Origin of the sequence: Dactylosporangium maewongense, from assembly GCF_039531485.1 — a bacterium.
GTDB classification, from domain to species: Bacteria; Actinomycetota; Actinomycetes; order Mycobacteriales; family Micromonosporaceae; genus Dactylosporangium; species Dactylosporangium maewongense.
Map to the genome: position 1 here is coordinate 152,773 of NZ_BAAAQD010000011.1, position 16,488 is coordinate 169,260.

General features: G+C 72.9%; 10 protein-coding genes. 2 read left to right on the forward strand and 8 right to left on the reverse strand.

All coding sequences use genetic code 11. The features are described from left to right. The first annotated feature begins 41 nt into the window (after positions 1 to 41). The gene (locus ABD332_RS27140) at positions 42 to 1,013 is read left to right on the forward strand and encodes an MBL fold metallo-hydrolase (RefSeq protein ID WP_344504962.1); all 972 of its coding nucleotides are present in this window, start codon (positions 42 to 44) and stop codon (positions 1,011 to 1,013) included. 40 nt (positions 1,014 to 1,053) lie between these two features. On the opposite strand, the gene ABD332_RS27145 is transcribed toward ABD332_RS27140, so the two are convergent. The 6 genes from ABD332_RS27145 to ABD332_RS27170 form a co-directional block, all read right to left on the reverse strand. After that, positions 1,054 to 3,546, reverse strand: a complete 2,493-nt coding sequence (locus ABD332_RS27145; protein ID WP_344504963.1) for a trypsin-like serine protease — start codon at positions 3,544 to 3,546, stop codon at positions 1,054 to 1,056. 153 nt (positions 3,547 to 3,699) lie between these two features. Next, a complete protein-coding gene (locus ABD332_RS27150; protein ID WP_344504964.1) occupies positions 3,700 to 4,596 on the reverse strand; it encodes a hypothetical protein in 897 nt (298 codons plus the stop codon). Between the two features lie 77 nt (positions 4,597 to 4,673). Further along, on the reverse strand, positions 4,674 to 5,336 hold the full coding sequence (locus ABD332_RS27155) for an ABC transporter ATP-binding protein (RefSeq protein ID WP_344504966.1): 663 nt from the start codon (positions 5,334 to 5,336) through the stop codon (positions 4,674 to 4,676). Beyond that, positions 5,333 to 6,016, reverse strand: a complete 684-nt coding sequence (locus tag ABD332_RS27160; RefSeq protein WP_344504967.1) for an ABC transporter ATP-binding protein — start codon at positions 6,014 to 6,016, stop codon at positions 5,333 to 5,335. The genes ABD332_RS27155 and ABD332_RS27160 overlap by 4 nt, the downstream gene beginning before the upstream one ends. Then, entirely contained in the window at positions 6,003 to 8,657 is a 2,655-nt protein-coding gene (locus ABD332_RS27165; protein ID WP_344504968.1) for a hypothetical protein, read from the reverse strand. The genes ABD332_RS27160 and ABD332_RS27165 overlap by 14 nt, the downstream gene beginning before the upstream one ends. Positions 8,658 to 8,774: 117 nt before the next feature. Beyond that, entirely contained in the window at positions 8,775 to 9,977 is a 1,203-nt protein-coding gene (locus ABD332_RS27170) for an FAD-dependent monooxygenase (RefSeq protein WP_344504969.1), read from the reverse strand. A 216-nt stretch (positions 9,978 to 10,193) separates the two neighbouring features. Here ABD332_RS27170 and ABD332_RS27175 point away from each other — a divergent pair, with 216 nt between their 5' ends. Further along, on the forward strand, positions 10,194 to 11,531 hold the full coding sequence (locus tag ABD332_RS27175; protein ID WP_344504970.1) for a tetratricopeptide repeat protein: 1,338 nt from the start codon (positions 10,194 to 10,196) through the stop codon (positions 11,529 to 11,531). 271 nt (positions 11,532 to 11,802) lie between these two features. Here ABD332_RS27175 and ABD332_RS27180 read toward each other — a convergent pair whose 3' ends face one another. Both ABD332_RS27180 and ABD332_RS27185 read right to left on the reverse strand, forming a co-directional pair. Then, positions 11,803 to 14,454 (reverse strand): discoidin domain-containing protein, encoded by a 2,652-nt coding sequence (locus tag ABD332_RS27180; RefSeq protein WP_344504971.1) that lies wholly within the window; start codon positions 14,452 to 14,454, stop codon positions 11,803 to 11,805. Positions 14,455 to 14,856: 402 nt separating this feature from the next. Next, entirely contained in the window at positions 14,857 to 16,401 is a 1,545-nt protein-coding gene (locus ABD332_RS27185; RefSeq protein ID WP_344504973.1) for a class I adenylate-forming enzyme family protein, read from the reverse strand. Positions 16,402 to 16,488: the final 87 nt, after the last annotated feature.

Here is a 16,488-nt window from a genome sequence, read left to right on the forward strand (position 1 = left end):
ATCCGGTATGTTCTTGCCAACAGTAAGGGAGGGCCCCCGCGATGTCCATACCCGTGAGCGAGGCGCACGCCGCCAGCTACCGCGCCCGTGAGGTCCCCACTCCCGCCCAGGTCATCGACGGTGTGTGGGCCGTCCCGGTGCCCCTGCACGGCAGCGCGCTGCGGGCCGTCACCGTGTTCCTCATCGAGACCCGGGCGGGGCTGGTCCTCATCGACGCCGGCTACGACCACCCGTCCTGCTGGGCGTCGTTCCGGCGGTCCCTGACCGCGATCGGGCACTCCGTCGAGGCGATCTGCACCGTCCTCATCACCCACAACCACCCCGACCACGTCGGGTTCGCCGACCAGGTCCGCGCCGTGTCCGGTGCCCGGGTGATGATGGGCGCCGCCGACGACTTCGCCGCGATGCACGGCGTCCGCGGCGGCTTCCTCGAGCAGCTGCGCACCGCCCTGGACCTGACCGGCGCGCCGCGCGACGTCATCGACGGCATGTACGCCGACGCGGTGAAGGTCGCCGAGCACCACGAGTCGCTGCGCCTGGACACCGCGCTGACCGGCGACACCGAGCTCCGCTTCGGCGACGTGACGATCCGCGCCCTGCACGCCCCCGGCCACACGTACGGGCACACCGTGTACTTCGACACCCGCGGGCTGGTCTTCACCGGCGACACGATGATGGCCGAGGGCCCGACCCAGCTCGCCATCGTGAACCGCCCCGGCGACGACCCCGCCGGGGACCTGTTCCGCTCCCTGGACCGCATCCGGGACCTCGGCGCCGCGATCGCCTGCCCGGCCCACCAGTTCCCGTACCGTGAGGTCGGCGGACGCGCCGAGGAGCTCAAGGCCTTCCACCAGGCCGAGGTCGACCAGGCCCGGACCATCGCCGGCCCCGGCGACACCGCCTGGGACGTGGCCCGCCGCATGCCGTGGAAGAAGCCGTGGGACGAGCTCGGCGGCGGCACCCGCCGCTTCTCCCTCGTGCACACCCTGGCCCTGCTCCGCAACGCCCGCTGACCGCCGGCGCGCCCGGGGTGGCCGGGCGCGCCGGCGTGGTTCAGAAGGGCATGACGAACCAGAAGAAGGTCGCCCGCGCGGTGCGGCCGGCCGCGTCGGTCACCGTGACGGTGACGTTCGCGGTCTGGAACGTCGTCGGGGTGCCGCTGACGACACCGGTGGACGGGTTCAGGGTGAGGCCGGTGGGCAGCCCGGACGCGGTGAAGCGGTAGGGGGTGGTGCCGCCCTGGGCCCGCAGGGTCAGCGTGGCCGGCCTGCCCACGACGGAGTTCTGCGTGCCCGGGTTGGTCAGCGTGAGCGGGCCGGGGGTGCCGCCGCCCTGCACGGTGAGGGTGAAGGTGGTCTGGACGGTGGTGGCGCCCTTCGTCCCGGTGACCCTGATCGGGTAGGTGCCGGCGGGCGTGCCGGCGGACGTGGTGACGGTCAGCGTGGCCGTGCCGCCGGTGCTGACGCTCCCGGGGTTGAACGACGCGGTGGCGCCGCTGGGCAGCCCGGTCGCCGACAGGGTGATGTCGCCGCCAGGGGGCGGGTTGCCACCGGGCAGCTGGGCCGCAACCTCGGCGGCGTAGGTGGACACCCTGGTGTAGACGGCGTACCAGTCGCAGGCGGTCGACATCCACGAGAACACGCCGACCACGGTGTTGCCGACCATGTACGGGCCGCCGGAGTCGCCGACGCAGGCCCCCGCGTGGCCGTCGGCGTAGCCGGTGCACAGCATCGCCGGCGTCTTGTACTGGCCGGTGTAGCGGCCCTGGCAGCCGGAGTCCGGCGCGACCGGCACGTCGGCCTTGCGCAGCACCTCCGAGTAGGTGTCGGCGCCGGTCCTGCCCCAGCCGATCGCCATGCCCATCGCGCCGGGGGTGTTGTTGGACGTGGAGGTGTTCAGCGTCGGGTAGGTCATGCCGGCCGGCACCGGCACGTCCCGGTCGAGGGTCACGACGGCGACGTCATAGCCCTGCTGCCATCCGGTGTACTGCGGATGCACCCAGGACGACGCGATCTCCGCGACGAACCCCGGGTCGTTGACGTTGGTGGCGCCGTACACGTACCACTTGCGGCCCGGGTTCTCCATCAGGCAGTGCGCTGCGGTGAGGACGGTGTGCGGCCCCATGAGCGTCGACGAGCACGACTGCTGGCCGGGGAAGCTGCTGCCCTCGCGGCGCTGCGAGACCATGTAGGGGTACTGCTCGACCGTGGTGGGCTGCCCGCCGACCACGGAGGGGACGGCGGTGCCGGTCGCGGTCGCGGCGATGGTACTGGTGGCCGAGCCGCCGGCCTGCACCGTCGCCGACGCCGGGCTCGCCGACAGCGTGTAGTCGCCGGTCGGCGGCGGGCCGCCGGCGGCCGGGACGTACAGCAGCTTGTTCGGCGTGCCCGCCGGCAGCCCGGACATCTTGCCGGTGCTGGCGTTGTCCGTCACCCACGCGTGGACCTGCGCCGGCGTGGCGGACGGGTGACCGGTCAGGTAGGTCGCGACCGCGCCGGCGACGTGCGGCGCCGCCATCGACGTGCCCGACATCGTGGTGCTGGCGGTGTCGGACGTGTGGTACGCGGACAGCACGTTGCTGCCGGGCGCGAACAGGTCCATGCAGGTGCCGTAGTTGGAGTCGCCGGCCTTCGTGTCGCTGGAGGTGGCGTTGCCGACCTGGACCCCTTCCGGGATCTGCCCGCCCGGCCCGTAGTTGCACGCGTTGCCGCCGTTGTTGCCGGTGATCAGCGACCACTGGACGCCGGAGGCGATCGAGGCGCGGATGCCGTCCGCGGCGATGTCGGGGTCGTCGGTGTAGACGGACAGGTTCACCACGGCGGGCTTGACCGCGTTCGCGGTGATCCACTCGGCGGCGCGGGTGACGTCGATGTCCTGGCCCGTGCCCTGGCAGCCGAGGATCCGCACCGAGACCAGGTTCGCCTTCTTCGCCACGCCGTAGGTCTTGCCGGCCGCGATGCCGGAGACGTGCGTGCCGTGACCGTGGCAGTCGCCGCCGTTGGTGGACGGGGACACGAAGTCCACGCCGAGCTTCGCGCGGCCCTCGAACTCGCTGTGGCTGAAGCGGATGCCGGTGTCCACGACGTAGATGGTCACGCCCTGGCCGGCGGCCGCGTCGTCGTACGTGTACGAGCGGCTCAGCGGCAGGTCGCGCTGGTCGATGCGGTCCACGCCCCAGTTCGGCGGGTTCTGCTGGGTCGCGCCGATCCCGGCGGTGCCGGACTGGGTGACCCGGGCGACCTCGGGCCGGGCCGCGATCCGGCGGGCCGCCTGCTCGGACAGCCCTTCCACGGCGTAGCCGGACATCGTCCTGCGGTAGACGGAGTGCAGCCGGCCGCCGTACCGGGCGACGGCCGCCTCGGCGACGGCCTGCGTGTCGGCGGCCGCGACGGCCCCGGTCTTCAACGAGATCAGATAGGCGCCGGGGACCGGTCTGCTGGCGTTGTGCCGCACGGTCCCTTCGGGTTCGGCCCAGGCGGTGCCGGGTGTCAGTGCCAGGCTCAGCACTGTCACGACGGCCGCCGTGAGCAGGCGACGGGTTCGCATGGTGATCGTCACGTCCTTCGGGTGGCTCGGATGGTGCCGACACCCTAAGAACGGCGCACGTCGATGGAGAAGGTCTTTGTCCCGCGTAAGTTACGCCGCCTTGACACGGCGCGGACCAGGCTTTTCCGGTGTTACGCGCAACTGTTACGACTGTTACGTGCGCCAGTACAAGCCGACGATGCCGGGCCGGACGTCCTCGACCACCGTCACCGCGGTGCGGTCGTCGCCGGTCCACAGCTCCGTCACGTCGGCCGGGTCGTCGCCGAGGTGGCGCTGCCGGTAGCCGAGGACCCGCGCCGGCAGGGCACCGGTGAAGACCACCTGGCAGGCCCACAGCCGGCACGGCCGGGTGAACGTGCGGTAGTACCGGTCGGTGGCCTCGGGCCCGACCGCGAACCGGAGCTCGTACTTCAGCACGGCGTGCTCGCCGACGTGCAGCCGGTGCCCGAGGATCAGCTCGGCCACGCTGACCCGGCCCTCGGTGCGGACCCGGCCGGGCCGGCAGTGCGAGAAGCCGGTCCACTGCGGTGGCGGCCCGTCGTGGTCCGCCTCGTAGAACACGACGGCCCGGGTCACGTTGTCGCGCATGGCCCGGACCACCAGCCGCACCTGCAGCAGCCGCGTCGCGCCGCTCTCGACGACGAACAGGTCGTCGATGGCGAGGAACTCCAGTTGCCCGTCCGGCGGCGCGTCGATGTCCACCAGCAGCGCCGGCCGCCCCGGCCACAACCGCCGCCGCGACACCGACCCCCGCGGCCGGTGCGCCCAGCGGGGCTCACTCCCCCGCGCCCGCAGCAGCGCCGTCAGCGACCCGGCCGGCACCGCGAGGATGTCCTCGAGCACCGGCAACGCGGCGAGCGACCCGGCGCGTTCGGGCCGCGACCGGCCGGACCGCCAGTACGACAGCGTGGCCCGCGACAGCCCGACACCACGGTCCCCCAGCAACACGGCGAGCCGCTCCAGGGTCAGCCCGCTCGCCTCGACCGCCACGTCCAACGCCACGGCAAAGGGCCCGGTCCGCAGCGCCTGCGAGACATCCGGCTCGACCATCCCCCGATCGTTGCGCCGCCCGGCGGGCCTGTCCAGCCCGGGACTTCTGCCCCGGACCGCCCTTGGCGAAGCCGCCGTCAGCCGCGCGGGGCAGGACTCCCGGCGGCGGGGCGGGTGTCCGCGGCGAGCCGGCCGTCGCGCAGGGTCAGGACCCGGTCGGCGCCGGCGATCACCTGCTCGTCGTGGCTGGCGACGACCACGGCGTTGCCCGCGTGGGCGTGTGCCCGCAGCACGTCCAGGAGCAGCTGGACGCGGGCGGGATCCTGGTGTCCGGTCGGCTCGTCGGCCAGCAGGAGCGCCGGGGACAGCCGCAGGGCCCGGGCCAGGGACGCGCGCTGCTGCTCCCCGCCGGACACCTGCGCGGGCAGCCGGTCCGCGAGGTGGGCGAGGTCCAGCGTCCGCAGCAGCTCGTCGGTGTCGGACCCGGTGCGGTCCGACAGCAGCGCGGGCAGCTCGACGTTCTCCCGGATGCTCAGCTCCGGCAGGAGGGCGAGGGACTGCGGCACGAAGCTCGTCTCGTGCCACCGGCTGCCGAGCCGCGTCTGCACCGTGCCGGCGTCCGGCCGCTCGTGCCCGGCCAGGACGCTGATGAGGGTGGTCTTGCCCGAGCCGGACGGGCCCGCCACGACGGTCAGCTCGCCGGCGTGGATCTCCACCGAGACCCCGTCGAGCGCGGTGACCCTTCCCGCGCCCGGGTAGCGGCGCGTGACCGAGTGGGTCGTCACCACCGGCGTCGTCACAGCATCCCCCGTACGACCCGGCCGGCCTGGAGCCGGACCACCCGGTCGGCGCGCTGCCAGACGGCGGGGTCGTGGGTGGCCGCGATGACCGCCACGCCGGCGTCGGCGATGACCCGCAGGGCGGTGACGACCGCGTCGACGTTGCCGTGGTCGAGCTGGCCGGTCGGCTCGTCCGCCACCAGCACCGACGGCGGGCCGACGGCGGCGAACGCGATCGCGACCCGTTGCCGCTCTCCGCCGGACAGCTGGTGCGGCAGGTGGTCCGCCCTGCCGGCGATGCCGAGCGGCTCCAGCAGCGCCTCGCCGGTCGCCTCGGGCACGCCACGGATCTGCGCGGCGAGCCGCAGATGCTGGCGGACCGTCAGATAGGCGAGGAGGTTGTCGCCGGGGTCCTGGCGCACCAGCCCCAGCCGCTCACGGCGCAGCCGGGCGCGGCCGGCCGCCGGCAGCGTGCCGAGGTCCTGCCCGGCGATCGTGACCGTGCCCTCGTCGGGGCTGTCCATGCCGGTCAGCAGGCGCAGCAGGGTCGACTTGCCGGAGCCCGACGGGCCGATCACCGCGGTGATCATGCCGGCGGGGGCGCTGACGTCCACGTCCACCAGGGCGGGCACCAGATGACCGTCGACACGGTACGAGCGGGAGACCCCGACGCAGCCGGCGCCCTGTTCAGTCGATGTCACGCAGCACCTCCGAGGTCCGGCTGCGGGTGAGCCGCCAGTGGGTCACCGCCGCCACCAGGACGGCGAAGCAGCTGACCGCCGTGAGCAGGCCGGCCATCACCGACCAGGGGAAGGACAGCACGGTGCCCGGCGCCGCGGCCGGGTCGACGTTGAGCTGGTCGCGGACCGTCACGGCGGCGGTGACCGCCAGGCCGAGCCCGGCCGCGCACCCGGCGACGAGGGAGCCCGCGAACTCCGCCAGCAGCAGCCACCCCTGCACCGCGGAGCGCAGCCCCATCAGCCGGAGCATTACGTAGCCGCGCCGCAGCACCCGCAGCCGCGACTCCAGGTACAGCAGGAACCCCACCATCGCCACCGTCGCGGTGAGCAGCGACAGCGCGGACAGGTAGGCGAACGTGTACGTCACCGGCTGGTAGAACGTGCTCGCGTGGCGGTCGTCGGCGACGGAGAACACCGCGACCCGCAGGCCCGCCGCGTCGACGGCCGCGCGGATCGGGGCCGGGTCGCCGCGCACCCACAGCTGCGGCACGGCCCGAGCGAGCGCCTCCTCGCCGAGCGCCGCCCGGTCGACGAGCAGGACCGGATACCCGCCGCGCGGGGCGGGCAGCGCCGCCAGGGACGTGACGTCCAGCTCGACGGGCGCGTCGCCGCCGAACGTCATCGTGGCCGCGCCGTCCGGCACCGGCGCGGACGCGACCGCCGCGAGACCGCCGCCGGGTGGCGCGCGCAGGGCGCGGGTCGCCTCGGCGAGGGTGGTGTCGTCGAGGCGGTCGTCCCAGTACGCGTCGCGGGCGAACGTCGCCGGGTCGACCGCCAGCAGCGACACCTGCTGGTCGTCGAGCTGCACGTAGTCCAGGCGCAGCACCGGCGTGGCCCGGCCGGCGAGGGCCGCGGGGACCGCACCCGGCTCGGCGAGGGTGATCACCACGTCGCTGCCGGCGCCGAGCCTGGCCTGCGCGGCGAGCGTGGCGCTGACGGTCCCGGTCGCCGTCGCGCCGTAGACGGCCACCGCGACGGGCACCGCGGTGATGAGGGCGAGGGTCACCGCCGCCGCGGCGGAGTGTCGCAGCCGCCGCCGGTACAGCAGCCGCACCGCCGACCGCGCCGCCGTCGTCGTGCGGGTCCGGCGCCTGACGGCCGCCGTCGCCAGGCGCGCGCCGAGGACGCAGAGGCACAGGATCGCCAGCATCGGCACGACGAGCAGCTTCGCCGGGATCTGCACCATGGTCCCGTACTGGCTGCCGAGCCGCACCATGGAGCGGTCGCCGCCGGTCGACCAGTACCCGGCCGCGGCGGCGAGCAGCAGCAGCTCCCACGGCGCCGCGGCCAGCCGGCGCCGGGCACGTGCTTCGGGGCTGGGCGCGCCGGTCAGGGGCCGGCAGGCGACGCCCGCGGTCACGCCCAGCACCGCCGTCGCGACGAGGAACCCGGACACCGCGGCGGTCAGCGACTGCGCCAGCGCCGCGCCCGACACGTCGCTGCTCGGCCCCACCTGCGTGACCAGGAGCCGGGCCAGTGCCCAGCCGCCCGCGGCGCCGGCGGCGAGGGCGGGCAACGCCTCCAGGGCGGCCTTGACCCCCAGCCAGCGCGCGGTCGCGCCGAACGTGGCGAGGACGACGAGCTCCCGTTCGCGGCGGCGGACCCAGAACGCGCCGGCCGCCATCACGACCGACAGGCCGACCAGCAGGCCGCCGGCGCTGATCGGCAGCACCGTCCCGCGCAGCTCCCGCTCGACCAGCGCCGCCCGGCCCGCCAGCGGCGGCAGGGCGGTGCGGTACAGGATCCGGCCGTCGTACGCGGTGGTGCGCAGGCGGTCGTGCATGGCGGTGATGCCGGCGGCGAGCCGGGTCGCCTCGGACGCGGTCAGGTCGATCGTCGCCGGGGCCCGCTCGATGCGCTGGGCGGTCTGGATGTGCGCGCCGCTCGCGACCGCCAGCATGGTCGCCCGGTCGGCGAGGAGCAGGTCGAGCACCGGCACGTCGCTGCCGAGGCCGCCCGCCTGCTGGGCCGGGTCGCCGCGGTACAGCGTTGAGATGCCGCACCAGAACGGGTCGTCGCCGGACCGGTCGCGCAGGTCCCGGTAGATCGCCACGACCGGCACCGCCGTCGGCTGCCAGACCTGCCGCCGGCCGTCGGCGGTCCACGCCTCGACGTTCGGGGAGATCGTGAGGGTGTCCCCGGGCCGCAGCCCGTGCTCGGCCGCGAACCGGTCAGGCAGCCACAGTCCGTGGCCGGGACCGCCGGCGATCCGCTGGACGTGCCCCTCGAAGCCGCTCCGCCCGGCGATGTTGACCCTGTTGTCGCCGACCGCCACCTGCGCGCTGACCAGGGTCACGGCGGGGTCGCCGAGCCCGTCCGCCGCAGCCTGCGCCTCCTGCGTCACCGCCGCCGCCAGCACGGCGGGGTCGACGGCCCGCTCCGGCGCGATCACCTGCGATCCCAGGGCCGCCGGGCACACCGCGGCGGTCCTCGCCCGCAGCGTCGCGCTGCCGGCCGACGACAGGAACAGCGGACCGGCCGCCGCCGGCAGGACCGCCACCGCCGTCGCGACCGCGATCGCGACGGCCACACTGGGCCGCCGCAGCAGCAACAACGGCGCCCGCCGCCACGGCGCCAGCGACAGCCACCCGCCACGAGCCATCCCGCGCATCCATCCTCCGGCCCGCAACGTACATGACCATCGGAGAGATAGACCCGCACCACCCGCTCAAGGTTGCCCCGCCCCACCGTCCGTGCGGCGCCGCGCGGAGACGGCCGCTCAGCCTTCGATGAGCGTCGCGATCCGGCGCGCGGTGGCGCGGTCCTGCATCAGCCCGCCGAGCACGTCGCGCAGTGCCTCGCCGGTCTCGTCGCCGGCTTCGAGCGCGACCTGCAGGCGCGTGAGCGCGAGGGTGCGTCGCGCGGCGGGGTGCCGCTCCGACTCGTAGGCATCGAGCTGGGTCTGCGGCGCTGCGCCGCGCAGTACCGCGGCGAGGGTCTTGCCGAGGGCGACGGCGTCGAGCAGGCCGGCGTTGATGGCGGAGCCGCCGGCGCTGAAGATGTGCGCGGCGTCGCCGGCGAGGAAGACCCTGCCGTCGCGGTACCGTTCCGCGTGCCGGCTGTTCGCGACGACGCTCCTCGCGGCAGAGGCCGTCGTGTACGGCAGATCGGCACCCAGGACGCGGCGAAGGCTCGCCCGCAGCTCGTCGTCGCTCAGCTCGTTGGTCGGCTCGCTGTCACCGCGCGGTTCGTGCGTGCTGACGATGTACAGGTCATCCGGGGCAGCGCGGTCGAGCACATCGGCGGGGGCAATGGTGATCGACCCGTGTGCGGTCCGGTTGGGCTGGAAGGGCACGAGCCGGCCGATGCCGCGCAGGTCGATGCGATCGCCGACCCGGGCCACGGCTCCCGCCGGGATGGTGACCCGGGCCAGCCGGGAGATGTTGGTGCTCGTGCTGCCGGGGAAGCCGATGCCGAGGCTCTTGCGCACAAAGCTGTGTGCGCCGTCGCAACCTACGAGGTACCGGGCGCGCAGCTCGACGGACGAGCCTTCGGCGGTGGCCTGGACGGTCACCCCGTTGCCGTCCTGCTCGAACCCGGTGACCTCGCGCCCACGCAGTACTGTGGCACCGAGGCGCACGGCGCGCTCCGCCAGCAGGCTCTCCAGGCGGTGCTGTGGCACCGGGAGCACGTGCAGCGGACCGCGCAGCAGGCCGAGCTTGAGGGTGAGCGGGCCGAAGCGAAACCGCGGTGGCCGCACCACCCGCAGCCCGGTGCCCCGCAGGAGCTTGCGCCGCCGCAACTCCAGCGCGGCCCGACCGACAACGCCGTTCCCTTTCGGGATCTGGACCGGCTCGGCGATTCGGTCGAGAACGACCGCACGGACGCCTGCACCGGCAAGGTCACCGGCGAGCAGCAGCCCCGTCGGCCCGGCCCCGACAACGACCACGTCAAGCACCGATGCGTCAGCCAGGATCGACATGCCTGTCAACCTAACTTGACACACGAGCCTCCGTCAACCTTGGTTGACAGGACTGGGTGGCCACGCGGTCGACGTCAATCGTCGACCAGCCACCCGATCGTTCCGCCGGGACTGCCAGCCGGACTGATCGGCTTCGCTCGGCCGCGGCACGGTCCCCGTTCCCGGCCACGGCACCGCTGCATCCTTGACGGAAGGCGCGAGGTTAGGGTGCCTCCCATGGACGCTGCCAAGTCCCCATGGGATGGGCTGCCGCAATCGGTCGTGCGGCTGCTCGCGGAGCACGGACATCTGGACCTGCTGCGCCGCGAGGCTGACGACGGCGACTACGAATGCGCCGAAATGCTGGCACGGCTGCTGCGGGCCCGCGGCGAGCCGCCGGCGGCAGCCCTGACGTTGCTGCGGCCCTTCGTCGGTACGGACTGGGCAGCGCGGGTCGTGGACGACTACGCCGGGTACCTCGCGGAGTCCGGCGACGTCGACGCGGCGATGGTGATGCTGCGCCCGTACGCCGACGAGGGCCATCCCGAGGCCGTGGAACGCCTCGGGACGCTGCTGATCCAACGGGGCCGTGCCGACGACGTGCTCGCTTTGCTGCGGCAGGGCCTCGATGACTACATGTACCCGATCGACGTGCCGGTCGAACTGACCCGCGGCCTGGGCCGCGACGACGAGGTGATCGAGCTGCTGCGGTCGCGGATCGACGCCGGGCGGCTCGGCCTGGAGAGCCTGCTGGCCTCCGTGCTGGAACGCGGCGGCCGGCTGGAGGAGGCGATTGCCGCGCTGTCCGACGGCCTTCGCCGCGAAGGGCCGTACAACATCGCGGACGCCGAACACCTGGCCGATCTGCTCGCCCGTCACGACCCCGCGGCGCTCGCGCAGTTCGCCGCCGGTGACGGCCGTAGCGGACGTAGGTACGGCGCGCATCGACTCGCTCGCTGGTACGAGGAACAGGGCCGCATCGACAACGCGGTGGCGGTGCTGGCGCCCCGCGCCGCACGGGTGCGCCGCACTCACGAGCAGCACGGCCTGCCCCACTACGCCGCGGCGGCGGAACTGGGGCGGGTTGTCCGCCAGGACGAGCCGTGCCTTCTCGCCGACCTGCTGGCCCGGCACGGTCGGGTCGACGAGGCGGTCACCGTGCTGCGGACGGCGGCCGTCGCGAAGCCGGCCGTGCTGCGCCCGCTGTGCGTGCTGCTGATCGAGCACGACCGCCTGGACGAGGCACGGGCCGCTGTGGCCGAGGTCGTCGCCGAGGTCTGGCCGGACCCGGTCAGACTGCGCCTGGAATGGATCGAGGCGTTGGTCGAATGCGGCCGCTACGAGCAGGCGATCGCCGAGCTGCGAGCGGATCCCGAGGCGGGCAGCGGGTACGCCCGCGAACGCCTGGCCGCCCTGCTGACCGACCACGGTCCACCGGACGAGGCCATCGCCATGCTCAGCCCGGCCACCGAAAGATGGTCCCGCATGCTGTTGGCGAAGGCGTTGATCCGCGCGGGCCGAGCCGAGGAGGCGATCGCGGCGACCCGCGCCAGACCGGCGCCAGAGCAGGTCTGAGCGCGACTGGGTCCGTGCGGCCTACGGCGAGCGACGGCTGTTCCGGCCGCTGACATGTTGGTCGACGGCACAGCGCGGAACGTGATCAAGCATGCGCCAGCCGCCGGGGCATGCCACAGGTTGGGCGACGAGCGCCTCGCGGCATGTCCGGATGCCAAGGGCAGTGAAGCAGGGTATTCGGTGCAAGGGTGTCCTGCGGCCGAGCGGCCACCGGTGCGGGTTGCACCGGTGGCCGCCTGGTTCACGTCAGTGTTGCGTTGGGGTTGGAGGGTTAGGGGTAGTTCACGACCTGGCGCGGGGTGGTGTTGCCGGCCGGGTTGGGGACGGCGCCGCCGGTGTCGTTGACGACGTTGGCGATGGTGCCGACGTCACCGAGGGAGACCGTGATGACGCTGTGCAGCCGGACGCCGGTCCGGTTGGGCACCTCGAAGCCTCGGTCCACGCGGACGGCGGGGTTGACGTTGAAGTAGCAGTACACGCCGCCGCCCCACAGTTCGTGGTCGGTGACGGTGTCGGCGACCTTGTAGGCGGCGTAACCGTTGCCCCGGGGGCCGATCCAGGCTGCCTGGTTGGGCACGTCGTACGGCTTCTCGTTCTGGAAGAAGATCGTCTTGCCGCGGTTGCCGTTCCAGATCACTTCGTACTTCTGGTAGTGCTCGACGAACAGGCCGGTGGCGAGGACGTCGTCGCCGTTCACGAGGAGGCCGGTGTCGCCGGTGTTCACCGTCCAGCCGGTGGGTGCGCCGCCGTGGTCGGCCCGCCATGCCCAGATGTGGTCGATGATCGTGTCATCGCTGTGCACGGCGAGGGTGGTGGTGGCCTTGCCCTGGACGCTGCTGCCGATGCGGAAGAACACGTCCTGGATGCTGATCGGGTTCGCCGCGTGGTCGGTGTGCGCACCGGCCGTGCCGACCGTCATCAGCGTGGGGCTGTTGGTCGTGCCGGCGTCGAAGGTCAGGCCGCTGACCTTGACCCCGTTGACGTCGGCGACGTTCAGCGCCTCGACGCCGTTGACCGGGATCAGGGTCGGGTAGCCGATGCCGGTGACCACCGTGTCGGCCCGGGTGACCCGGATCGTCTGGTCGAGGGAGTAGGTGCCCGGGGTGAAGAACAGGTTCAGGCCCTGGGCGAGGGCGGTGTTGATCCGGGCGGCGCTGTCACCGGGCTTGGCGACGTAGAAGTTCCGCATCGGGATCGAGGTGCCGGGCGTGTTCGGCCAGGTGGCGCCCGCGGAGTTGCGCCGGATGTTCGGCACGAAGACGCGGTACAGGCCGGCGCTGTCGACGTACAGGTACGGCTTCTCGCGGGTGACCGGGGTGGTGGCGAGGGTGGTGTGCGGCGGGTTCGGGAACGCGTTGGGCGGGGCGCCCTGCACGCCGGAGTAGACCATGTTCCAGACGCCGCCGTCCCAGCGCTGGATCCGGCTGTCGCGGGTGTACCACTGCTGCTGCGAGCCGGAGGTCACGTAGCCGTCGACGACGGAGTCGGCGAGGTAGCCACCACTGGAGTAGCCCTGCCCGTTGTCCTGGTTGGACGGGGCCAGGGTCAGGTTGCCCTTGATGTGCACGCGGCGCATCGGGGCGGCCTGGGAGACGGCCCACCGGTTGATGCCGCCCTCCGGCACGATCGACAGGTTCTCCATGCTGCGCCAGAAGTTCTGCGTCGCGTTGGACTCGTCGCCGTAGTTCCAGCCGGAGTCGACGTTCACCGCGCCGTTGATCGTCACGTCGTCGGGGTTGATGCCGAGACCGGCGACCGTGGTGTAGAAGCCGACGTTGGCCCAGACCCGCCCGTACGTGCCGGGCTTGAACAGGAACACGTGGCGCTGGGTGCCGAACTGCGCGGTCGGGCTGCGCAGCTGCGCGTTGAAGGCCGCGTCAACGGCCGCCTGGATGGTCGCCGCCGACGAGGACCCGTCGAAGATCCGCACGTTCGGGCCGAAGTCCGGCGTGTCGGAGGTCGGCAGCGTCGGTCCGCTGGACGACGTCGAGGGCGAGGGCGACGTCGGGTTCGACGGGCCGGAACCGGTGAAGACCTGGAACTCCCACAGCGAGTAGCCGTAGACCGTGGCCCGGGCGGTGCCGTTCACGCGCACGTAGCGACCGGTCGTCGTGGTGACGGCCGGGGTCTGCACGCCACCGGTGCCGGCGGTCGTGCTGTAGATGTTCGTCCAGCTCGTGCCGTTGGTGGACACCTGGATCTGGTAGGCGGTCGCGTACGCGGCCTCCCAGTTCAGCGAGACGCCACAGACGGACACGGCCGAGCCCAGGTCGACCTGGAGCCACTGCGGGTCAGCGGCCGCGCTGGACCAGCGGGTGCCGGTGTTGCCGTCGAACGCGGCCGAGGCCGGGGTACCGGCGTTCTCCGTCGACGACGCGGTGGCCGGCTTGCCCTGGGCCGCGTTGGTGGTGCCGCAGGTGCCGGGGTTGTCAGGGGTACCGCCGAAGACCTGGAACTCCCACAGCGACACGCCCCACTGGGTGGCCTTCGCGGTCGCGTTGACCCGCACGTAGCGGCCGGTGCCGGTGACCGGCAGGCTCTGCTGGCCGCCGGTGCTGGTCGTAGTGGTGTAGACGTTCGTCCAGGTGTTGCCGTCAGCGGAGGTCTGGATCTGGTACGCGGTGGCGTACGCGCCCTCCCAGTTCAGCGCGACCCGGGTGATCGACTGGGAGGAGCCGAGGTCGACCTGGATCCACTGCGGGACGCTGAAGGCGCTGGACCAGCGGGTGCCGGTGTTGCCGTCAGTCGCGGCACTGGCGGGGGTGCCGGCGTTCTCGGTCGACGAGGCGGTCGTCGGCTTGCCCTGCGACAGCAGGGTCTCGGCGGCGTCGGCGTTACGGGTCGTGACGACGGTGATGTAGGTGACCAGGATGGCCGCCACCGCGATCACGATGGCGGCCATGCGCAGGGTGCGCCGGCTCATCGGTGATCGGGATGGGCGTCGATGGCCGGGGGCGGGTTCCGACCACTCCATAGGGGACTCCTTCGTGACGCTCGGGTGTCGGCGGTGTGTCAGGGGTGTGAGAGAGCGCTCTCGCAGACGTCACTTTGAACCAACCCTGGATGGGTGTCAATGCCTCGCGAGGAACGAACGACCTCTGAACACTGCTGCCCCACGCGCAGGCCAGGGCACCGCAAGGAACCCTGACCAGCAACACCCGCCGCCCGCCCGGCACCTGGGAGCGCTCTCTGAAATGCTTGGCCACGACCGGACGCGTCCGGGTTCAATGCGAGCCGAACTGGGCCGCACACCCCCAGGCCGAAGCGCCGGCAGGCCCAGGATCTCCGCCTTCTGCCGGCGAGTTGCCACGGGAGCTGATGGCCGTCAGTCGTGCGGCAGCGACTCGTAGGTCCAGTCGGGACGCAGCGTGGGGCGCTGGTCGCGCAGGGTTCGCTTCAGTACCTTGCCGGACGGGTTGGTCGGGAACTCGTCGACGAGGTAGAGCTCCTTCGGGACCTTGAACTTGCCGAGGCGCTGCCGGGCGTGTTCGATGAGCGACTCCGCGGTCAGGCCGGGCCGGCCGATGACGAACGCGACCGGGACCTCCTGCCACTTCGGGTGCGGCGCGCCGATCACCGAGACGGCGAGGACGAGCGGGTGGTCGGCGAGGACGTTCTCGATCTCGGCGCTTGCCATGTTCTCGCCGCCGCTGCGGATCATGTCCTTGAGGCGGTCGCGGATGTACAGGTAGCCGTCGGCGTCGAAGCAGCCGACGTCGCCGGTGTGGAACCAGCCGCCGCGGAACGCGTGCGCGGTGGCCTCCGGGTCGTCGAGGTAGCCGGGGCTCACCTTCGGGCCGCGGGCGACGACCTCGCCGTTCTCCCCCACCGGCACGTCGTTGTCGTCGGCGTCCACGACCCGGACCTGGACCCAAGGCACCGGGATGCCGACGGAGCCCTGCTTGGACTCCATGTGGGCGCGGTCGAGGTACGTGAGGCCGCTGCACGTCTCGGTCAGGCCGTAGCCCTCGATCAGCCGGGCGTTGGGGAACAGTTCCCGCGCCACCGCGTACAGCGCCGAGGTCACCTGCGAGTAGATGAGCCACCGCACCGACGAAAGGTCCGCGGGCGTGTCCGAGCGGCGCACCATGTCGAGCATCGTGGCGGCCATGACCATGCCGGTGATGCGCTCGGCCTCGATGGCCTGCCGCACCGCGGCGGGGTCGAAGCGGCGTTGCAGCACCATGCAGCCGCCGACGTGCCAGATGCCGTAGCCGGGCAGGTCGGTGCCGCCGACGTGGTACAGCGGCGCGAAGTTGAGGATCCGGTCGGTCGGGCGAAGGCCGAGCTCGACGATCTGGGCGTGCATGTTCATGTTCACGTTGCCGTGGGTGAGCATGACACCCTTGGGCAGGCTCGTCGTGCCGGACGTGTAGATGATGCGCTGCAGGGCGTCGTCGGCCAGCTCGGCGTCGGCGACCCGTGCGCCGCGGTGCGCCTCGACGAGCGCCCGCAGGTCGATCCACCCGTCGATCGGCTCCAGCGCGAGCTTCCGCACGCCGGGCAGGTCGGTGATCGCGGCGGCGGTCAGCTCGGCGAACTCCGGCACGGTCGCGACCGACTGCACCCGGGCGTGGCCGAGCAGCTGGGCGAGCTCGCCCGCGGTGAGCCGGTAGTTGAGCGGGACGAACACGGCGCCGAGCTTCGACAGGGCGAGGGACAGGATGAGGAACTCGGGCACGTTGTTGGCCACGATCGCGACCCGGCTGCCGTGCCCGACGCCCTCGGCGGTCAGGCCCGCGGCGAGGGCGTTGACGTCCTCGTTCAGCTGCCGGTGGGTCCACCGCCGGCCCTCGAAGACGAGCGCGTCGGCGTCGCCGAACCGCAGCGCGTTGCCGCCCAGCATCGCGGCGATGTTCGCGGTGCTCACGCCGTCACCTCCGCTGCGCTCCGGCGCCGGCCTGAGCCAAACCTGCCACATGATGAGCGGCCCGAGACGCTCCGCTGGCCACTCATA

Coding starts and splice junctions, on each gene's coding strand:
- ABD332_RS27140 (WP_344504962.1), top strand. CDS start 42: ATGTCCATACCCGTGAGCGAGGCGCACGCCGCCAGCTACCGCGCCCGT.
- ABD332_RS27145 (WP_344504963.1), bottom strand. CDS start 3,546: ATGCGAACCCGTCGCCTGCTCACGGCGGCCGTCGTGACAGTGCTGAGC.
- ABD332_RS27150 (WP_344504964.1), bottom strand. CDS start 4,596: ATGGTCGAGCCGGATGTCTCGCAGGCGCTGCGGACCGGGCCCTTTGCC.
- ABD332_RS27165 (WP_344504968.1), bottom strand. CDS start 8,657: ATGGCTCGTGGCGGGTGGCTGTCGCTGGCGCCGTGGCGGCGGGCGCCG.
- ABD332_RS27170 (WP_344504969.1), bottom strand. CDS start 9,977: ATGTCGATCCTGGCTGACGCATCGGTGCTTGACGTGGTCGTTGTCGGG.
- ABD332_RS27175 (WP_344504970.1), top strand. CDS start 10,194: ATGGACGCTGCCAAGTCCCCATGGGATGGGCTGCCGCAATCGGTCGTG.
- ABD332_RS27180 (WP_344504971.1), bottom strand. CDS start 14,454: ATGAGCCGGCGCACCCTGCGCATGGCCGCCATCGTGATCGCGGTGGCG.